Raw genomic sequence first — 16,600 nt, forward strand, 5'->3', positions numbered from 1 at the left:
AAACTATCTTATTTATAGTGGAAGCAGTGAAGTTGCAGGAATTCTATGGTAATGAGGAGTCAAAAAGAGATGGATAGGCGTCAATTGAAGCTGGCCCTGGTCTACCAGCTGGGGCCAGCCAAAGCCATCAATTACTATTATGCTCAGGGGCAAAAGATCAGCTTCCGGTTGGAGTGTGACCCTTCTACCCTGATGGAAGAATTACAACTGCAGGGGATCTGGTGGGTAACTGATGAAGATGAGGAATATCCTGCGGCTTTGCGGGAATTGCATCAGCCGCCCCTTCTTCTTTTTGGCCAGGGGGACAAGCAAGTTTTAAAGAAACCCATGATTTCCGTAATCGGCAGCAGAAAAGGTACCGAATACGGGCGACAGGTGGCTGTGCAGGTTAGTAATCAGCTGGCTGCCTGTGGCTATGTAGTGGTTTCAGGGCTAGCCTATGGCATAGACAGCTTTGCTCACCAGGGAGCTCTGCGTTCTGGTCTGACCATTGCGGTCCTGGGCAATGGGCTGGGACGCATATATCCGGCTGCAAACCGGTCCCTGGCGGAGAAAATCATAAACCGGGGCTGTTTATTGTCCGAATTCTGGCCGGGAACAGAGCCTAAACCCTGGCATTTTCCCATGCGCAACCGCATTATTGCTGGTTTAGGTCAGAAGCTGATTGTGGTTGAGGCAGCAGAAAACAGCGGTACCTTGATTACTGTAGATTACGCCCTGGAACTGGGACGGGAAGTCTGGGCGGTCCCTGGACCCATTACCAGTATATATTCTAAAGGAACCAATAACCTGATAAAACAGGGAGCCATGCCGCTTTGTGACCTGGAGGATCTGGATTTACCGCCGGTAAAGGAAAATACTGCAGATTCAGAACTCCCGACCAGAATTTTATCCTTAATTAACCGGGGCTTTACCGATGCGGTAGCTTTGGCCCGTGAACTCAATCTGAATCTGGATATAGTCATGGCGGAATTAACCAGAATGGAACTGCGTGGACAGGTTATTCGTTTTGGCAACAATTTTTGGGCGTGAGGTGTTGATTGTGGCAAAAACCCTGGTGATCGTTGAATCTCCAGCTAAAGCAAAAACTATCAACAAGTTTTTGGGCAGAGGTTTTAAAGTAGCAGCTTCCATGGGACATGTACGCGATTTGCCGAAAAGTCAGCTGGGAATAGATGTGGAAAAGGATTTTGCTCCTAAATATATCGCCATCAGGGGTAAAGGGGATTTGATCAAATCCCTCAAAGCTGAGAGCAAAAAAGTAGATCAAGTTCTGCTGGCTACTGACCCGGACCGGGAAGGGGAAGCCATTGCCTGGCACCTGGCTAACTTGTTAGAACTACCTCCTGAAGCCAGGTGTAGAATTGAATTTAATGAAATTACCAAAGCAGCCATTCAAAAGGCCGTAAAACAACCACGCCAGCTGGACTGGCATCGCATTGATGCCCAGCAGGCCCGGCGCGTACTGGACCGTCTGGTGGGTTATTCCTTGAGTCCATTTCTCTGGAAGAAGATCAAAAAAGGGCTTTCAGCCGGACGGGTGCAATCTGTTGCGGTGCGGTTGATTTGTGATCGCGAGGAAGAGATTCGCGAGTTTGTTCAGGAAGAGTACTGGAGCCTGGAAGCCATTTTTACTGAACCAGGGCAGACTCATAAACTGGTAGGGAAGCTGGTACAAATCGGTGACCAGAAAGCGGAAATTAAAAATCGGGAAGAGATGGAAAAAATCCTGGCGGACCTGGCCAGTATCCAGCAGGTTCAGGTAACAGCAGTGAAGAAGAAAGCCAGGTTGCGTCAACCGCCTGCTCCCTTTACTACCAGTACACTGCAGCAGGAGGCCAGCAAAAGGCTGAATTTTTCCACCCGCAAGACTATGCAGCTGGCTCAGCAGCTGTATGAAGGGATTGAACTGGGAAAAGAGGGAGCTGTCGGTTTAGTCACATATATCCGAACCGATTCGGTCAGGATTGCAGAAGAGGCACAGCGAGAAGCGGCGGATTATATCAAAACCGAATTTGGCAATGCTTACCTACCGGAAAAGCCGCGACAATTCGCCAGCAAAGGTAAAATTCAGAATGCCCATGAAGCTATTCGGCCTACTTCTATGAGCAGACCGCCGGAAAATATCAAGCAGTTTTTGACCCGAGATCAGTACCGGCTATATAAGCTGATCTGGGATCGTTTTCTGGCCAGTCAGATGGCTCCAGCTCAGCTGGAAACAACCAGCATCGATGTAGACATATCACCATATTTGTTCCGTATTACCGGTACGGTGGTGATTTTCCCCGGATTTATGAAAATTTATCAGGATGAGGAGAAGGAAGAGGAAAAACAGATTCCCCCTGTATTTGAAGGGCAATGGCTGGAATTAAGAGAACTGAAACCGGAACAGCATTTTACCCAGCCACCACCCCGTTACACAGAAGCTTCTCTGGTTAAGACTTTGGAGGAACTGGGGATTGGACGTCCATCAACCTATGCTCCGACCATCGAAACCATTCAGAAACGGGGCTATGTTACCAGGGAACAAAAACATTTTTATCCTACCGAACTGGGACAAATGGTAGTGGAGTTATTAAAACAGTTTTTCCCGGATATTATTGATGTGGAATTTACTGCAAAAATGGAAGAGGATCTGGATAAAATTGAAGAAGGGGAAAAGCGCTGGGTAGATGTAGTCCGTAGTTTTTATGAGCCTTTTCGAGAAGAATTGCAGCAGGCGGAAATAAAAGCTGAAAAAATTGTGGTAGCGGATCCGGTGGTTGAGGAAAAATGCCCTAATTGTCAGGCTAATCTGGTGATCAAAACCGGGCGTTTTGGTAAATTTTTGGCCTGTCCTAATTTTCCGGAGTGTCGTTTTACCAAACCCTTGCTGGAGGAAACGGGGGTATTGTGTCCTCAGTGTGGTGGTATGCTGGTGAAAAGGCGGAGCAAAAAAGGAAGAACCTTTTTTGGCTGTGTTAATTATCCGGAATGTGATTTTACGGTTTGGAACGAACCGGTACCGGAGAAATGTCCCCAGTGCTCTGCGCTAATGGTGAGAAAAAGCAAGAAAATAGCAGAGTGTATTAAATGCAAAACTAAGGCCCAGGTATCTTAGGAGGAAAGAAAGTGGCTACGATACAGGTTATTGGAGCGGGATTAGCTGGTTGTGAAGCCGCCTGGCAGGCGGCGAATCTAGGTGTAAATGTGGTTTTAAAGGAAATGCGGCCGTCTAAAATGACACCGGCCCATCATACCGGTTATTTTGCTGAGCTGGTTTGTAGTAACTCTCTGAGAGGCAATGCTCTGGAAAATGCTGTGGGTTTGCTTAAAGAAGAGATGCGCCGGCAGAACTCTCTCATAATGCAGGCGGCGGAAAAATATCAGGTGCCGGCTGGTGGGGCCCTGGCGGTCGATCGGGAGGGCTTTTCCCGTTACATAACGGAAACCATTCATAAACACCCCCGGATCACTGTTATTCAGGAAGAAGTAACCGCCATTCCGGAGGAAGGGATTGTGATTCTGGCTTCGGGGCCGCTGACTTCTGCTGCCCTGGCAGAGGCTATTCTGAAGTTTACCGGGGAAGATTATTTGTATTTTTTTGATGCCGCAGCCCCCATCGTAACCAGGGAATCTCTGGATTTCAGCAAGGTGTTTGCTGCTTCCCGTTATGGCAAGGGGCAGGGGGATGAATATTTGAACTGCCCACTGGACGAACAACAATATCTGAGATTCTGGCGTGAGCTGGTAGAAGCAGAGAAAGCACCGGTAAAGGATTTTGAAAAACAGATTTTTTTTGAAGGCTGTATGCCGGTAGAAGTGCTGGCAGCCCGGGGGGAAAAGACATTGCTCTTTGGGCCCATGAAGCCTGTAGGACTTATTGATCCCCGTACCGGTAAACAGCCTTATGCAGTGGTACAGTTGCGTCAGGATAATGCCGAAGGGACCCTCTATAACCTGGTGGGTTTCCAGACTCACTTGAAATGGGGGGAACAGGAGAGGGTTTTCCGCTTGATTCCCGGGCTGGAAAAGGCGGAATTTGTCCGTTATGGTGTAATGCATAGGAATACTTACATAAATTCCCCCAGAATTTTATTACCTACTCTGCAAACCAGGAAAAGGACGACTTTGTTTTTTGCCGGGCAGATTACCGGGGTCGAGGGCTATGTAGAATCAGCGGCAGCGGGCTTAATTGCCGGTACCAATGCGGCCCGTTTGGCCATAGGACAAGAACCGCTGGTCTGGCCCCGAACCACTGCCCATGGGGCATTGATTCATTATATTACCAGTGCCCGGCCGGATAATTTTCAACCGATGAATGTAACCTATGGCCTTTTCCCGGCCCTTGCAACCAGGATAAAGAACAAGAAAGAAAGAAATCTGGAACTGGCCAAACGGGCCCTGGCGGATTTGGAACAGTTCCGCTACCGATGGGGGTGATTGGTTTGTTAAAGGGAACGACGATAGCCGCTGTCCGTAAGCAAGGGATTACTGCTATGGCCGGTGACGGGCAGGTAACTTTCGGCAATGCCATAATTATGAAACACCAGGCCTGCAAAGTGCGGGAACTTTATGGTGGTAAAGTGCTGGCCGGTTTCGCCGGTTCGGTAGCTGATGCTTTTACACTTTTTGAAAAGTTTGAGAGCAAACTAGAGGAATTCAGAGGAAATTTAACCAGAGCCGCTGTCGAGCTGGCCAAAGAATGGCGGCGGGACAAAATCCTGATGAAACTGGAAGCCATGATGATTGTGGCTGATTTACAACAAATACTGATAATCTCCGGGAACGGTGAAGTGATTGAGCCTGATCAGCCATATATAGCTATTGGGTCAGGAGGCGCCTATGCAATGGCAGCCCTGAAGGGTTTGTATCATCATTCTGCACTGCCTGCAGATAGCATGGCAGAAGAGGCTTTAAAAATCGCTGCCTCTCTCTGTGTATATACCAATGAGCATATTACTGTGAAGCGGATAGGGGGGTAAGACAGTGCAGGAACTGACTCCTAAACAGATAGTACAGGAACTGGATAAATATATAGTGGGTCAGCATAAGGCTAAAAAAGCTGTGGCCATAGCACTGCGCAATCGGATTAGGCGGAAAAGGCTGCCCAGAGAACTGCAGGAAGAAGTGCTTCCTAAAAATATTATTATGATCGGTCCAACCGGAGTGGGTAAAACCGAAATAGCTCGTCGGATTGCCAAACTGGTGAATGCTCCTTTTGTTAAAGTGGAGGTTACGAAATTTACGGAAATCGGTTATGTTGGCCGGGATGTAGAGGCAATGGTAAGGGATCTGGTGGAAACGTCCATTCGCATGGTCAAAGAAGAAAAAATGCAGGAAGTGGAAGAACGCGCCTATGAACTGGCTGAGGAGCGGTTACTGGACATAATTGCCCCTCGAACTCAGCAAAATTTGAACCGCAAAAATCCTTTCGAATTGTTTTTTGGTAGCAATCAGGAAGAGCAGGAACCGGTACAGGTATCAGAACAAGATGAACTCCAGCGGGTTCATCAGCGCCAGTTACTAAAAGCAGGCAAGCTGGATAATATGTTGATTGAAATCGAAATCGAAGAAACTAACCGCCCGGTGGTGGAAGTTTTTTCGGGAAGCATTGAGGATATGGGTTTGAATATTCAGGATATGCTAAGCGGCTTCCTGCCCAGGAAGAAGCGAAAACGGAAAGTAACTGTAGCGGAAGCGAGAAGAATATTGATGCAGGAAGAGGCACAGAAACTCATTGATATGGATGAAGTGATTGCAGCAGCGATTGAGCGAGCAGAAGAAACAGGAATAATTTTTCTGGACGAAATTGACAAGATTGCAGCCAGGGAACAGACTGGTGGGCCAGATGTGTCGCGGGGTGGGGTTCAGCGGGATATATTGCCGATTGTGGAAGGTTCAACCGTCATGACCAAATATGGGGCCATCAAAACAGATCACATGCTCTTCATTGCTGCTGGTGCCTTTCATGTTGCGAAACCATCGGATTTGATTCCAGAACTGCAAGGAAGATTTCCAATCCGTGTTGAATTAGAACCATTGAGTGAACAGGATTTTTTACAAATTTTAATTGAGCCGCAGAACTCATTAATCAAGCAATATACAGCTTTGCTGGCTACAGAAGGCATAGAAGTTAAATTCTCTGAAAATGCCCTTGCTGAAATAGCGAAAATAGCTTATACTGTAAATGAAGAAACAGAGAATATCGGGGCACGAAGATTACACACTATTTTGGAAAAAGTTCTGGAAGATATTGCCTTTGCTGCTCCGGAAACTGAGGAAAAACATATTACTATTGATGCCGAATATGTCAGAAAAAAGCTGGCTGATGTGGTGCAAAATCGGGATTTGAGCCGATATATTTTATAAACACTATTCTTTGGAGGGACAGCAGGAATGGAAGAAATGGAAATACTTTTAGAGAAGACGAGGAAGATCAACCGACTTTTACAGAAAGCAGCGGGCAACCCTGTAGATTTTGAAGAAATGGCCAAAGTTTTGTGTGATTGTGTAGATGCCAATGTTTACATTGTGGGAAGAAGAGGAAAAGTACTGGGCCATGCGTTTATGAAAAAATTCGAATGTGACACCATGGTTCAGATCGTGGAACAGGCAGAGCGGTTTCCTGAGGCATACAATGAGGCTCTGCTTAAAGTTTCTGATACTTGTACTGATTTTCACCAGCGGGCCAACACCTGTGTTTTTGAAGGCGGGCATACCTGTATATTCAGTGGGAAGCGTACAACGGTAGTTCCCATACTGGGTGGCGGTGACCGCCTGGGCACTCTGGTCCTGGCTAAATTTAATACTGAATTCAGTAATGCCGATTTAATCCTGGCCGAATATGGTGCGACTGTTATTGGAATGGAAATCCTCAGATCTAAAGCCGAGCGAGTAGAAGAAGAAGCAAGGAAAAAAGCGGCTGTTCAAATCGCTCTGGCTACCCTGTCCTTCTCGGAACTGGAGGCAGTTGAGCATATTTTTGAGGAACTGGGCGGGGAAGAAGGATTGCTGGTGGCCAGCAAAATTGCTGACCGGGTAGGTATTACGCGTTCGGTAATTGTAAACGCTCTGCGAAAATTTGAAAGCGCAGGTGTGATTGAGTCCAAATCCCTGGGAATGAAAGGCACTTATATCCGGGTATTAAATGATCGGCTGCTGGAAGAACTAAAAAAGCTAAAACACTAATTTTTAGAAAACGATGAAAAACCACCTTACTGGTGGTTTTTTTTCTTGTCTTTCCAGCAACAAATACTATATTTTTTAAGGTAAAGCTTGATATTTTATTGATAAGAGAAAGGAATTTCGCCAGCTGCGGCGAATATATAATGCGACATAAGATGACAAAAAAAGAAGAAAAACGAAAATGGTTAAACAAAAAGCAATAATATGGGACTAAAGTCCTGTCCTTTGCTCAGGGCAACTTGGTCGAAAGGCCAAGACGCAAAGCCACGGGCCTGTAGCTCAGATGAGTATGGCAGCCGGGTTACCAAAGGGTTCTCTTGCCCTGGCCTCTGCCGGGTTTATTTTTTGGAGGGATAGCGAGATGATCGAGCGCATTCTCAATCTTTCGACAATCAATTTTTTAGAACGGGGTCTGGATGCAGCCAGCCTGCGGCATCAGGTTTTAAGCAATAACATTGCTAATGTGAGCACACCTGGTTTTAAACGCAGTGATGTGGTTTTTGAAGAGGTTCTGGCTGCAGCGTTAGGACAGGGAGAAAAGACTACCCTTGCAGGTGTCAGAACGGATGCTAAACATTTGCCCATTGGTTCTGTCCCAATTGTGGCTGTTCAACCTCAGCTTGTCCGGCAGGAGGATACTTCTCTCCGAAATGATGGTAACAATGTAGATATTGATTTGGAAATGGCTGAACTGGCGAAAAACACCATTTATTATGAAGCTTTATCCAGACAAATTGGAGCGGAAATTGCCAAGCTGAAATATGTGATCTCCGAAGGGAGGCGCTAATTAATGAGCTGGTTTGACAGTCTGGAAATCAGTGCTTCAGGATTGACGGCCCAGAGGTTGCGGCTAGATGTTATTTCCAACAATCTGGCTAATGTTAATACTACCAGAACGCAGAACGGAGGCCCTTATCGGCGGCAAATGGTAGTTTTTGCAGAGCGGGCCGATGAGCTTACCTTTGCCCAGGCTTTACAGAATGCTCTGGGGCAGCAAAAACCTGTTCCTGCGGGAAAGGGAGTTAGGGTAGTTCAGGTTGCAGAAGACCAGAGTCCTTTACCCAGAGTTTACAACCCCCAGCATCCGGATGCCGATAACCAGGGGTATGTGACAATGCCGAATGTGAATGTAGTGACGGAAATGGTAGACATGATTTCAGCTACGAGAGCTTATGAAGCCAATGTTACCGCCTTGAATGCTGCTAAGTCCATGGCGGTCAAGGCTCTGGATATTGGCCGTTAATTAGCGGAAAAGGGGTGAAAGAATGAAAATCGAAGCAATCCAAAGCAGCGGATTGGCTCAACCCCTGGGGTTGGATAAAACAAAAACTGTTACTAACAGTGAGGGTCCCAGTTTTAGTGAAATACTGGCTGCCAATTTGGCCAAAGTGGATGAGTTGCAAAAACAGAGCGATGCCGCCAGGATGCAACTCTTGACCGGTCAGGCCCCTGATTTGCACACCGTAATGATTATTGGGGAAAAAGCTAATCTGGCTTTGCAATTAACGGTACAAATACGCAATAAGGTAATTGAGGCCTATCAGGAAATCATGCGCATGCAGGTATAAAAGTTAAAGGTTAGTGAGGAAGGTGGATATGAAAGAGTTATATGCCAAAGTCAGGGAAAAACTGATGCAATTCTGGCAACAGGCCAACCAAACCCAGAAAATACTGGCCCTGGCGGCGGCAGTGACTGTTGTTGTAGCCATTGGGGCGATTTTGTATTTTTACCGGCAGCCTGATTATCAGCCCCTTTTTACTAACCTGGAAGCAGCCGACGCTGGTGCCATCACAGCCAAACTGGATGAGATGAAAGTGCCATATCAGGTTTCAGCGGATGGCAAGACCATCCTGGTACCCGCTGACCAGCAAGCTTCTATTCGCTTAAAACTGGCCAGTGATGGTGTACCTACTGGTGGCGTGGTGGGTTTTGAATTATTCGACCAGCCTAAATTCGGGGAGACAGATACCGATCGTCAGGCCAAATACCAGCGGGCATTGGAAGGAGAACTGACCCGCACTATCATGCGAATGAATGAGGTTGAGCAGGCGCGGGTTCATATTGTATTGCCGCAGAACAGTTTGTTTGCCCTGGAGAACGAACAGGAAGCTAGAGCGGCAGTAATGCTGAAACTGAAACCCTACCAGAAATTAAAAGAAGAGCAGGTAGTGGGCCTGATCCGTCTGGTAGCCAATAGTGTTAAAGGTTTAAAGCCGGAAAATGTAACAATTGTTGATTCCAATATGCAGAGTTTAAGTGATGATATTAATCTGGGCAGTGAAGAGAAAAATAGTTCGAAGCTAACAGCATCCCAGCTGGAATTAAAACAGCAGCTGGAAAAGGATATGGAAAAATCAGCCCAGTCTATGCTGGACCGGGTTTTTGGACAGGGTAAGGCAGTGGTTAGAGTGACTGCTGAACTGGACTTTGACCGGGTTGAAATCAACAAAGAGGACTGGGGAGATAAAGTAACGCGGTCAGAGCAGATTCAGGAAGAAAACCAGAAGGGCAGCAGTACTATTCCGCAGGGAGTTCCCGGAACGACCACAAATATCCCCGGTTATCAGCAAATAACTCAGCAGAATAACAGCAGTGAAAGCAATAAGAGCAATAAAATCCGCAACTATGAGATTGACCGTACTCAAGAACATCGTGTCGTAGCGCCTGGCTCAATTAAGCGCCTGTCAGTAGCAGTGATGGTGGATGGGCAAAGGGTAAAAGAGGATCAAGTAGGAGCGGTGCAGGAAGTTGTTGCCAGCGCCCTGGGTGTTGATACTGCTCGTGGTGATATGATTAAAGTCACCGCCATTCCTTTCGATACATCTGATCAACAGGCTCTGGCAGCTGAGCTGACAAAAGCTGAAAAAATGGAACTTTACAAACAGATAGCAATCTGGGCGGGGATTGCGATAGTTCTAATCTGGCTTGCTTTCATGCTTAAGAAGGTGTTAACTCCTAAAGGCGGAATACAGCCTGAGCCGGTTTCGGTGGAACAGCTTCTGGCCGGCGTCAGCATTGAAAAGACCCAAGAAAAATCTGAACTGGAAAAAATTCAGGAAGAAATTGAGCAACTGGCCAAAAAAGAACCGGAAAATGTGGCCGGGTTGTTACGCACCTGGTTGGCCGAGGAATAGAGGTGATGTAGTTGGCCAAAGGTCTAACAGGAAAGCAGAAAGCAGCAATATTGCTAATAGCCCTTGGGCCTGAGCTCTCAGCTCAGGTGCTGAAAAAAATGAAGGAAGATGAAGTGGAGAAACTGACCTTTGAAATTGCCAATTTGCGCAAGGTCAGCCGGGAATATACGGAACAGGTGTTGCGTGAATTTCATCAGCTTTGTATAGCCAAAGAGTATATTAACCAGGGTGGTATCGACTATGCCCGGGAAATCCTGGAGCGAGCCCTGGGCACTCAAAAAGCCATTGACATTATCCAAAAACTGACCTTAAACCTTCAGGTTAGACCATTTGACTTTATTCGCAAATCTGATCCATCCCAGTTATTGAACTTCATTCAGGGTGAGCATCCTCAAACTATTGCGCTGGTGATGGCTTACTTAAATCCGGATCAGTCAGCTCAGCTCCTGTCGGCTATGCCGCCGGAAATTCAGGTGGATGTGGCGAGACGGATAGCGTTAATGGATCGTACGTCACCGGAGGTTATCAAGGAAATTGAAAAGGTTCTGGAGCGCAAGATGTCATCTGTTTTTGCCCAGGACTACACTACTGCCGGCGGATTACAGAGCATTGTAGATATATTGAACCGCGTGGATCGTTCTACCGAAAAGGTGATTATGGAAAGCCTGGAAATTCAGAATCCAGAACTGGCGGAAGAAATCAAAATGCGCATGTTTGTCTTCGAGGATATTGTGTTACTGGATGACCGGGCAATCCAGCAAGTTCTGCGGGAGGTTGACAGCAAGGATCTGGCTCTTGCCCTGAAAGGTGCCAGCGAAGAAGTTGGTAACAAAATTCGTCGCAATATGTCCAAGCGGGCAGCGGAGATGCTCAAAGAGGACATCGAGTTTATGGGCCCGGTCCGTCTGCGGGATGTCGAGGATGCGCAGCAGCGAATTGTTAACATTATCCGCAAGCTAGAAGAAGCTGGCGAAATCATCATAGCACGTGGGGGAGGAGATGAGATCATTGTCTAAAGTCATCAAATCTGCTCATGTGGCTAATCTGGCTCCTTTGCCGGTTCATCGGCTCAGAATTTTGCAGCTGAATGAAACCGGGGAAGAAACTGGACCTGAAATATTTAAACCAGATGCGGAAGAACTGGAAAAGGTCCGGGAAAGCATCTTAAAAGAAACAGAAGAAATGGTGGCGGATTTAATCAACCAGGCTAAAGAACAGGCTCAGGTAATAATCGCTGAAGCCCATGATGAAGCGGAAGCCATTCTGGCCAATGCCCGTCAAGAAGGGGAAAACCTGCGCACCCAGGCTTTTCAACAGGGACTGCAGGAAGGACAAAAACAGGCATTAGCGCAATGGGAAGAAAAAATTTCTGCTTTAACAGCTATTATTAGGGCGGCTACGGAAAACAAAAGGCGGGCTCTCAAGGAAGCTGAGGAATTGATGGTAGAACTAGTACTAGCCATTTCTGCCCGCATTTTGAAAGCGCTGCCGGAAATTAATCCAGACTATCTCCGCGGGCAGGTTGAAGCAGTAGTGGAAAAAGTGCTGGACAGTGAGCAAGGAATTTTGTATGTGGCCCCTCAGGCTGTAGAGCAAGTCAGTGGCTGGCTGGATGAGATAATCGCCAATCATCCTACCCTTCGCAAGCTAAGGATTCAACCGGATTCCAGTTTGTCGCCTGGTAGTGTGATTCTGGAAACTCAGTATGGCCGAGTGGAAGCGATTCTGGAAGAGCAAATGCAGCTGCTGGCTGAAAGCTTAAAAGGTGTGATGGAAGATGAGCTGGACAGCGAAGAAATGGCGCTATCTGGAGTCAATTGAAAACACCGAATTGATCCGGGTTAAGGGTAGGGTTACTCAGATAATTGGCCTTACTATTGAAGCCAATGGGCCCGGGGTGCAACTGGGGGAGATATGTGCTATTAGCAGTAGAAATGGCGGTCCGAGGATTCTTGCCGAAGCGGTGGGGTTTAAGGAAAAGAAAGTATTACTGATGCCCCTGGCTGATACCAGCGGGATAGGACCGGGATGCGAGGTGCTGGCTCTGGGGCGCAATCTGGAAATTCCCGTTGGACCAGAGTTGCAGGGCCGCATCCTGGACGGTTTGGGCCAGCCTATCGATGGCAAAGGGGAAATAAAAGGCAGTATGGTTTATCCTGTTCATAATACACCCCCCAACCCCTTGACCAGGAGGCGCATTTCTGAACCCATCGCTGTTGGAGTGAAAGCCATAGATGGTCTTTTGACTCTGGGAAAGGGGCAGCGGATCGGTATCTTTGCTGGTAGCGGGGTGGGTAAATCCACCTTGCTGGGCATGATCGCCCGCAACACCAAGGCTGATATTAATGTTATCGCTCTGGTAGGAGAACGGGGACGGGAAGTAAGGGAGTTCATTGAACGGGACCTGGGGGAGGAAGGGTTAAAACGGTCGGTGGTGGTGGTGGCCACTTCTGACCAACCGGCTATGGTTCGCCTGAAGGCTCCCATGGTGGCTACTGCTATAGCCGAATATTTTCGAGATCAGGGTTATGATGTAATGCTGATGATGGACTCTATTACCCGCTTTGCCATGGCACAACGGGAAATCGGATTGGCAGTAGGGGAACCGCCGGCAACCAGAGGATACACACCATCGGTTTTTGCTCTCTTACCTAAATTGCTGGAAAGAGCAGGTACCGGTGAAAAGGGTTCTATTACCGGTCTTTACACCGTTCTCGTTGATGGGGATGACCATAATGAGCCTATTGCTGATGCGGTAAGAGGTATTCTAGATGGCCATATAGTTTTATCGCGGCAGCTGGCAGCGCAGAATCATTATCCTGCCATTGATGTACTCAATAGTGTCAGCCGGGTAATGACAGAAATAGTCGGCAAAGAACAAAGACTGGCGGCGGCCAGATTCCGCAGTTTTCTGGCCACTTATCAGGAGGCCAGAGATTTAATTGAAATTGGTGCCTATGTAAATGGAACCAACCCGGTACTGGATTATGTCATCGCCAATCTAGAGGAGATTAAAGGATTTTTGCAACAGGATACCGAGGAAAACTGGGATTTTACTGAGACCTGGCAGCGCTTGCTGCAACTGACAGAGCGAGGAAGTAGGCCATGAGGAAGTTTAAGTTTCGTTTACAAGCCCTGTTAGATCTGGCTGTGAAACTGGAAGAACAGCAGTTAAACAAAACCAGGGTGGCAGAGCGGCAGTTGAGAAAAGAACAGGAAACGCTGGAATCCCTCATGGAGGATAAGCAAACTGCCCTTTATTCACAACAGGAAAACATGTTAAAGGGCTGCTCAGTTCAGGAGCTTATTGAGATGCAGTTTTATCTGGATAAATTGGCTAGACAGATCTCAAGACAACAAACTCAGGTTGCAGAAGCTGAAAAAGCATATCAGGATGAAATGGCAATGCTGCAGGAGAAAATGCGCTATCGCAAAATGCTAGAAAACCTCCGGGCCAAAGCATGGGAGGAACATCGGCAAAAACAATTAAAAGAAGAGCAGATTATTTTAGATGAATTGGCCCTCGTCCGGTACTGGTACCAGGAACATAGCTAAAGGGGGCAAAGGAATGAGGGTAGTAAAATGGATTTTATTTGTCCTGCTGTTAGCAGGGGTTGTTGCAGGAGCGGCCTGGGCCCTGGACCATTACCAGATTTGGAGCTGGCGGAAAACTGAAAAAACTGCTACAACTAAAACTGTTAAAAATCAGCAAGCCTTATTGGAAGAAGAAATCCAGAAACTCAAACAAGAGAATGAACAGCTCAGGAAAAAATTGACGGAAACAGAAAAGCAAGCTAACCTTTTAACTGATCAAATCAATAAACAAAAGGCTGAAATGGAACAAATGCAACAGGAAATGGTTCAAAGCCGGCTTCAGAATAATGACAAAAAAGCCCAACAACTGGCTGCGTACTATACTGAGATGAAACCGCAGCAAGCAGCGGCGGTACTGGTTAAGCTGGATAATAACCTCACTGTCAACATCCTGGCGGCTATGGAAGCCGATGTGGTGGCAAAAATTTTGGCGGCTATGTCGCCTGACCAGGCGGCTGGTTATACCAAAATGCTGAATGAGAGGAGGTGAGCGAGTGGAAAATGTCAATTTAGCCGACTTGCTGCTGGGGTTTCCTGAACTCAAGAAAATTGAGACTGCAGGCAATGCAAATGGGAAAGCAGGGGATTTTACCTCATTGCTGCTTTCTGTTTTGGCTCCTGTGCAGGAAAGCAAACAGGAACAGGCTGAGCCAGTCAAACAGAAAGAGGAAGGTGAAGGCATTAACAGGGCTAAGGATTTGCCTCTTGAACTTTTTAACCTGCTCTCCATACCATTATTAGCGCCCCGATCCCAGATGATTACTGAACAAGAGGGGCAGCTACTGGATCAGGTTCAAGTTCAAGTTCAAGAACCGGGCCAGGGACCAATATTAGTAGATGCAGTAAGGCAACCGCCTACTGTCTCCCCTGCTGTTTTAGGGGTAAGACTGCCAGGACAAGGGCAGATTTTAGCAGACACAGCAATACCTGTCGAAGACAAGGAGCCATCAACTGGACAAACATCATTGTTTCATGAGTTTCCAGTTAAGCCTTTAGCTGATCTGATAGTGCTAAAACAAGAATCTCCAGCAGTTATGCCCAAGGCAGATATGCCAGACCTTAAACCTCAAATAAAAGATTCCGGTTTATCGCTTCGATTTAAACTACCTGATATCCGATCCCAGGAACCCAAAGTGGTACTGGTTAATGAAGTTTTAAATCTACCGCAGACCGCTAAAGAACAGCATCAGGTTCCGCAACAGGAAAAGCCGGAAATGTTAAAGGCTACGTTAATTGCAAATTCAGGAGAAAAAGGCTCGAAAGAGAAAGCATTCATCCAGGTTAAGGAAAATATACCCTATATTCAGCTTGGGAAACCTGACAAAGAAATGGCAAGGGAGAATTGGGAAACTTCAGATCAACCAGTTGCTCAAACCAGGCATTTTTCTCTACCGGAATTCCACAGGGCTAGTGATCCAGTTCAAACACCGGCAGATAAACAGCAAGTAACTAGACAGATTATTGAACAAATCGTTCAAAAGAGCCAGATGGTTAGGGAACAGCAAAAAACGACTATTGCAATTCAATTGAAACCTGAACATCTAGGGAAACTGGAAATTGTCCTCAAAGTGGAAAACGGAGTTTTGCAAGGGGAAATCAAGGTTCTGGATAGTTTCGTGCGTCAAACTATTGAGGCAGATCTTGCTAATCTCAAACAAAGCCTGGCTGACCAGGGGCTGAAACTGGGACAACTTACTGTTTCAGACCTGCAGAACGGGATATTTCAGCATTTTCAGCAGGAACAGCGAGAGAGAAATTCGGGTATGTTCAAGCAGTTCTCAAAACGTTCCCTTCGTACATTGTTGCAAGAAGAGCTGGAGCACAGCGAAACTGCTGCTGAAATCAAACTGAGTCAGATTAATTATCGAGCTTAAGGAGGTGAGAAAGATGACTATCAGTAAGGTTCAGCAAACTACCAATCAGGGGGGGGTAGCACCAAAAGCAAATAATAAAGACCTGGGCAAAGATGCGTTTCTACAGTTGCTGACCACTCAATTGCGCTATCAGGATCCGCTGCGCCCTATGGAAGATAAGGATTTTATTGCCCAACTGGCCCAGTTCAGCAGCCTGGAACAAATGCAGAACCTGAACTTAAATTTTAACTTGTTACGAGGAACTGAACTGCTCGGCAAGACGGTTAAAGCCAAATTGACTGATGAAAAAGGGCAGGAAAGAGTTATTTCCGGGCTGGTAACTGCAGCTCAGAAGGTAGATGGACAGGTAAAACTGACAGTTAATGATCAAGTTGTAAGCATTGAACAGATTTTGGAAGTTAGCCTGTGACCGGGAGGGATAGAGAGCTATGAGTGAGATGTTACGCGGAATTACCGGTCAGAGTATAAAACCTGCTGTCAATCAGCCTGGGCATGGCATCAGCAAAAACGTTAATTTTGCGGGGATCCTGCAACAAGCGGTAAACAAGCAAAAGTTGAAGTTTTCCGGCCATGCCTTAGAACGATTGGGCCTCAGAAACAGCACCATCAGTGAAAGGGCTCAGCAAAAACTGGAAGATGCTGTCGCCAAAGCTGCTGCAAAAGGAGCAAAGGAAGCGCTAATCTGGCTGGATAATACGGCTTATGTGGTAAGTATCAAAAACAGGACTGTAATTACAGCGGTAACCAAAGAAGCAATGAAGGAAAATGTCTTTACCAATATAGATTGTGCTGTAATTATGGATTAACGGGCTGGACCTCAGTGAGGAGGC

General features: G+C 46.8%; 18 protein-coding genes and 1 riboswitch. All 18 genes read left to right on the forward strand.

What is annotated here, in order from left to right; genetic code table 11:
- Window positions 1-69 precede the first annotated feature (69 nt).
- The 18 genes from dprA (at window position 70) to JDF658_RS09760 (ending at window position 16,576) form a co-directional block, all read left to right on the forward strand.
- A complete protein-coding gene (gene dprA, locus JDF658_RS09675; protein ID WP_159446606.1) occupies window positions 70-1,032 on the forward strand; it encodes a DNA-processing protein DprA in 963 nt (320 codons plus the stop codon).
- 10 nt (window positions 1,033-1,042) lie between these two features.
- Window positions 1,043-3,100, forward strand: a complete 2,058-nt coding sequence (gene topA / locus JDF658_RS09680; protein ID WP_079907427.1) for a type I DNA topoisomerase — start codon at window positions 1,043-1,045, stop codon at window positions 3,098-3,100.
- Between the two features lie 11 nt (window positions 3,101-3,111).
- Window positions 3,112-4,422: an FADH(2)-oxidizing methylenetetrahydrofolate--tRNA-(uracil(54)-C(5))-methyltransferase TrmFO gene (trmFO, locus tag JDF658_RS09685; protein WP_078666170.1), complete on the forward strand. Its 1,311-nt coding sequence runs from the start codon at window positions 3,112-3,114 to the stop codon at window positions 4,420-4,422.
- 5 nt (window positions 4,423-4,427) lie between these two features.
- Entirely contained in the window at window positions 4,428-4,964 is a 537-nt protein-coding gene (gene hslV / locus JDF658_RS09690; RefSeq protein WP_278308118.1) for an ATP-dependent protease subunit HslV, read from the forward strand.
- A 4-nt stretch (window positions 4,965-4,968) separates the two neighbouring features.
- On the forward strand, window positions 4,969-6,351 hold the full coding sequence (gene hslU, locus JDF658_RS09695; protein ID WP_078666172.1) for an ATP-dependent protease ATPase subunit HslU: 1,383 nt from the start codon (window positions 4,969-4,971) through the stop codon (window positions 6,349-6,351).
- 36 nt (window positions 6,352-6,387) lie between these two features.
- Window positions 6,388-7,170: a GTP-sensing pleiotropic transcriptional regulator CodY gene (gene codY / locus JDF658_RS09700; protein WP_079907458.1), complete on the forward strand. Its 783-nt coding sequence runs from the start codon at window positions 6,388-6,390 to the stop codon at window positions 7,168-7,170.
- A 220-nt stretch (window positions 7,171-7,390) separates the two neighbouring features.
- Window positions 7,391-7,476: riboswitch (cyclic di-GMP riboswitch) on the forward strand.
- 52 nt (window positions 7,477-7,528) lie between these two features.
- Window positions 7,529-7,954: a flagellar basal body rod protein FlgB gene (flgB, locus tag JDF658_RS09705; RefSeq protein WP_078665301.1), complete on the forward strand. Its 426-nt coding sequence runs from the start codon at window positions 7,529-7,531 to the stop codon at window positions 7,952-7,954.
- A gap of 3 nt (window positions 7,955-7,957) precedes the next feature.
- Window positions 7,958-8,410 carry a flagellar basal body rod protein FlgC gene (gene flgC / locus JDF658_RS09710; protein WP_078665300.1) on the forward strand — a complete coding sequence of 151 codons (453 nt, stop codon included), beginning with the start codon at window positions 7,958-7,960 and terminating at the stop codon, window positions 8,408-8,410.
- Between the two features lie 22 nt (window positions 8,411-8,432).
- Window positions 8,433-8,735, forward strand: coding sequence for a flagellar hook-basal body complex protein FliE (gene fliE, locus JDF658_RS09715; RefSeq protein ID WP_078665299.1), 303 nt, complete (start codon window positions 8,433-8,435; stop codon window positions 8,733-8,735).
- Between the two features lie 28 nt (window positions 8,736-8,763).
- Complete coding sequence (gene fliF / locus JDF658_RS09720) at window positions 8,764-10,302, forward strand: flagellar basal-body MS-ring/collar protein FliF (protein WP_079907430.1); 1,539 nt, start codon at window positions 8,764-8,766, stop codon at window positions 10,300-10,302.
- An 11-nt stretch (window positions 10,303-10,313) separates the two neighbouring features.
- Complete coding sequence (gene fliG / locus JDF658_RS09725; protein ID WP_078665297.1) at window positions 10,314-11,318, forward strand: flagellar motor switch protein FliG; 1,005 nt, start codon at window positions 10,314-10,316, stop codon at window positions 11,316-11,318.
- Window positions 11,311-12,123, forward strand: a complete 813-nt coding sequence (locus JDF658_RS09730; RefSeq protein WP_159071885.1) for a FliH/SctL family protein — start codon at window positions 11,311-11,313, stop codon at window positions 12,121-12,123. The genes fliG and JDF658_RS09730 overlap by 8 nt, the downstream gene beginning before the upstream one ends.
- Window positions 12,080-13,411, forward strand: a complete 1,332-nt coding sequence (fliI, locus tag JDF658_RS09735) for a flagellar protein export ATPase FliI (protein WP_078665295.1) — start codon at window positions 12,080-12,082, stop codon at window positions 13,409-13,411. The genes JDF658_RS09730 and fliI overlap by 44 nt, the downstream gene beginning before the upstream one ends.
- Window positions 13,408-13,857, forward strand: a complete 450-nt coding sequence (gene fliJ / locus JDF658_RS09740) for a flagellar export protein FliJ (RefSeq protein ID WP_078665294.1) — start codon at window positions 13,408-13,410, stop codon at window positions 13,855-13,857. Before fliI ends, fliJ begins: the two co-directional genes overlap by 4 nt.
- A 13-nt stretch (window positions 13,858-13,870) precedes the next feature.
- On the forward strand, window positions 13,871-14,386 hold the full coding sequence (locus JDF658_RS09745) for a MotE family protein (protein ID WP_159446607.1): 516 nt from the start codon (window positions 13,871-13,873) through the stop codon (window positions 14,384-14,386).
- A 4-nt stretch (window positions 14,387-14,390) separates the two neighbouring features.
- Window positions 14,391-15,770: a flagellar hook-length control protein FliK gene (locus JDF658_RS09750; RefSeq protein WP_159446608.1), complete on the forward strand. Its 1,380-nt coding sequence runs from the start codon at window positions 14,391-14,393 to the stop codon at window positions 15,768-15,770.
- Between the two features lie 13 nt (window positions 15,771-15,783).
- Complete coding sequence (locus tag JDF658_RS09755) at window positions 15,784-16,179, forward strand: flagellar hook capping FlgD N-terminal domain-containing protein (protein WP_079907435.1); 396 nt, start codon at window positions 15,784-15,786, stop codon at window positions 16,177-16,179.
- 19 nt (window positions 16,180-16,198) lie between these two features.
- Window positions 16,199-16,576 carry a TIGR02530 family flagellar biosynthesis protein gene (locus tag JDF658_RS09760; RefSeq protein WP_078665290.1) on the forward strand — a complete coding sequence of 126 codons (378 nt, stop codon included), beginning with the start codon at window positions 16,199-16,201 and terminating at the stop codon, window positions 16,574-16,576.
- The last annotated feature ends 24 nt before the right edge of the window (window positions 16,577-16,600 follow it).

This window comes from Carboxydocella sp. JDF658 (assembly GCF_002049395.1).
Taxonomy (GTDB): domain Bacteria; phylum Bacillota.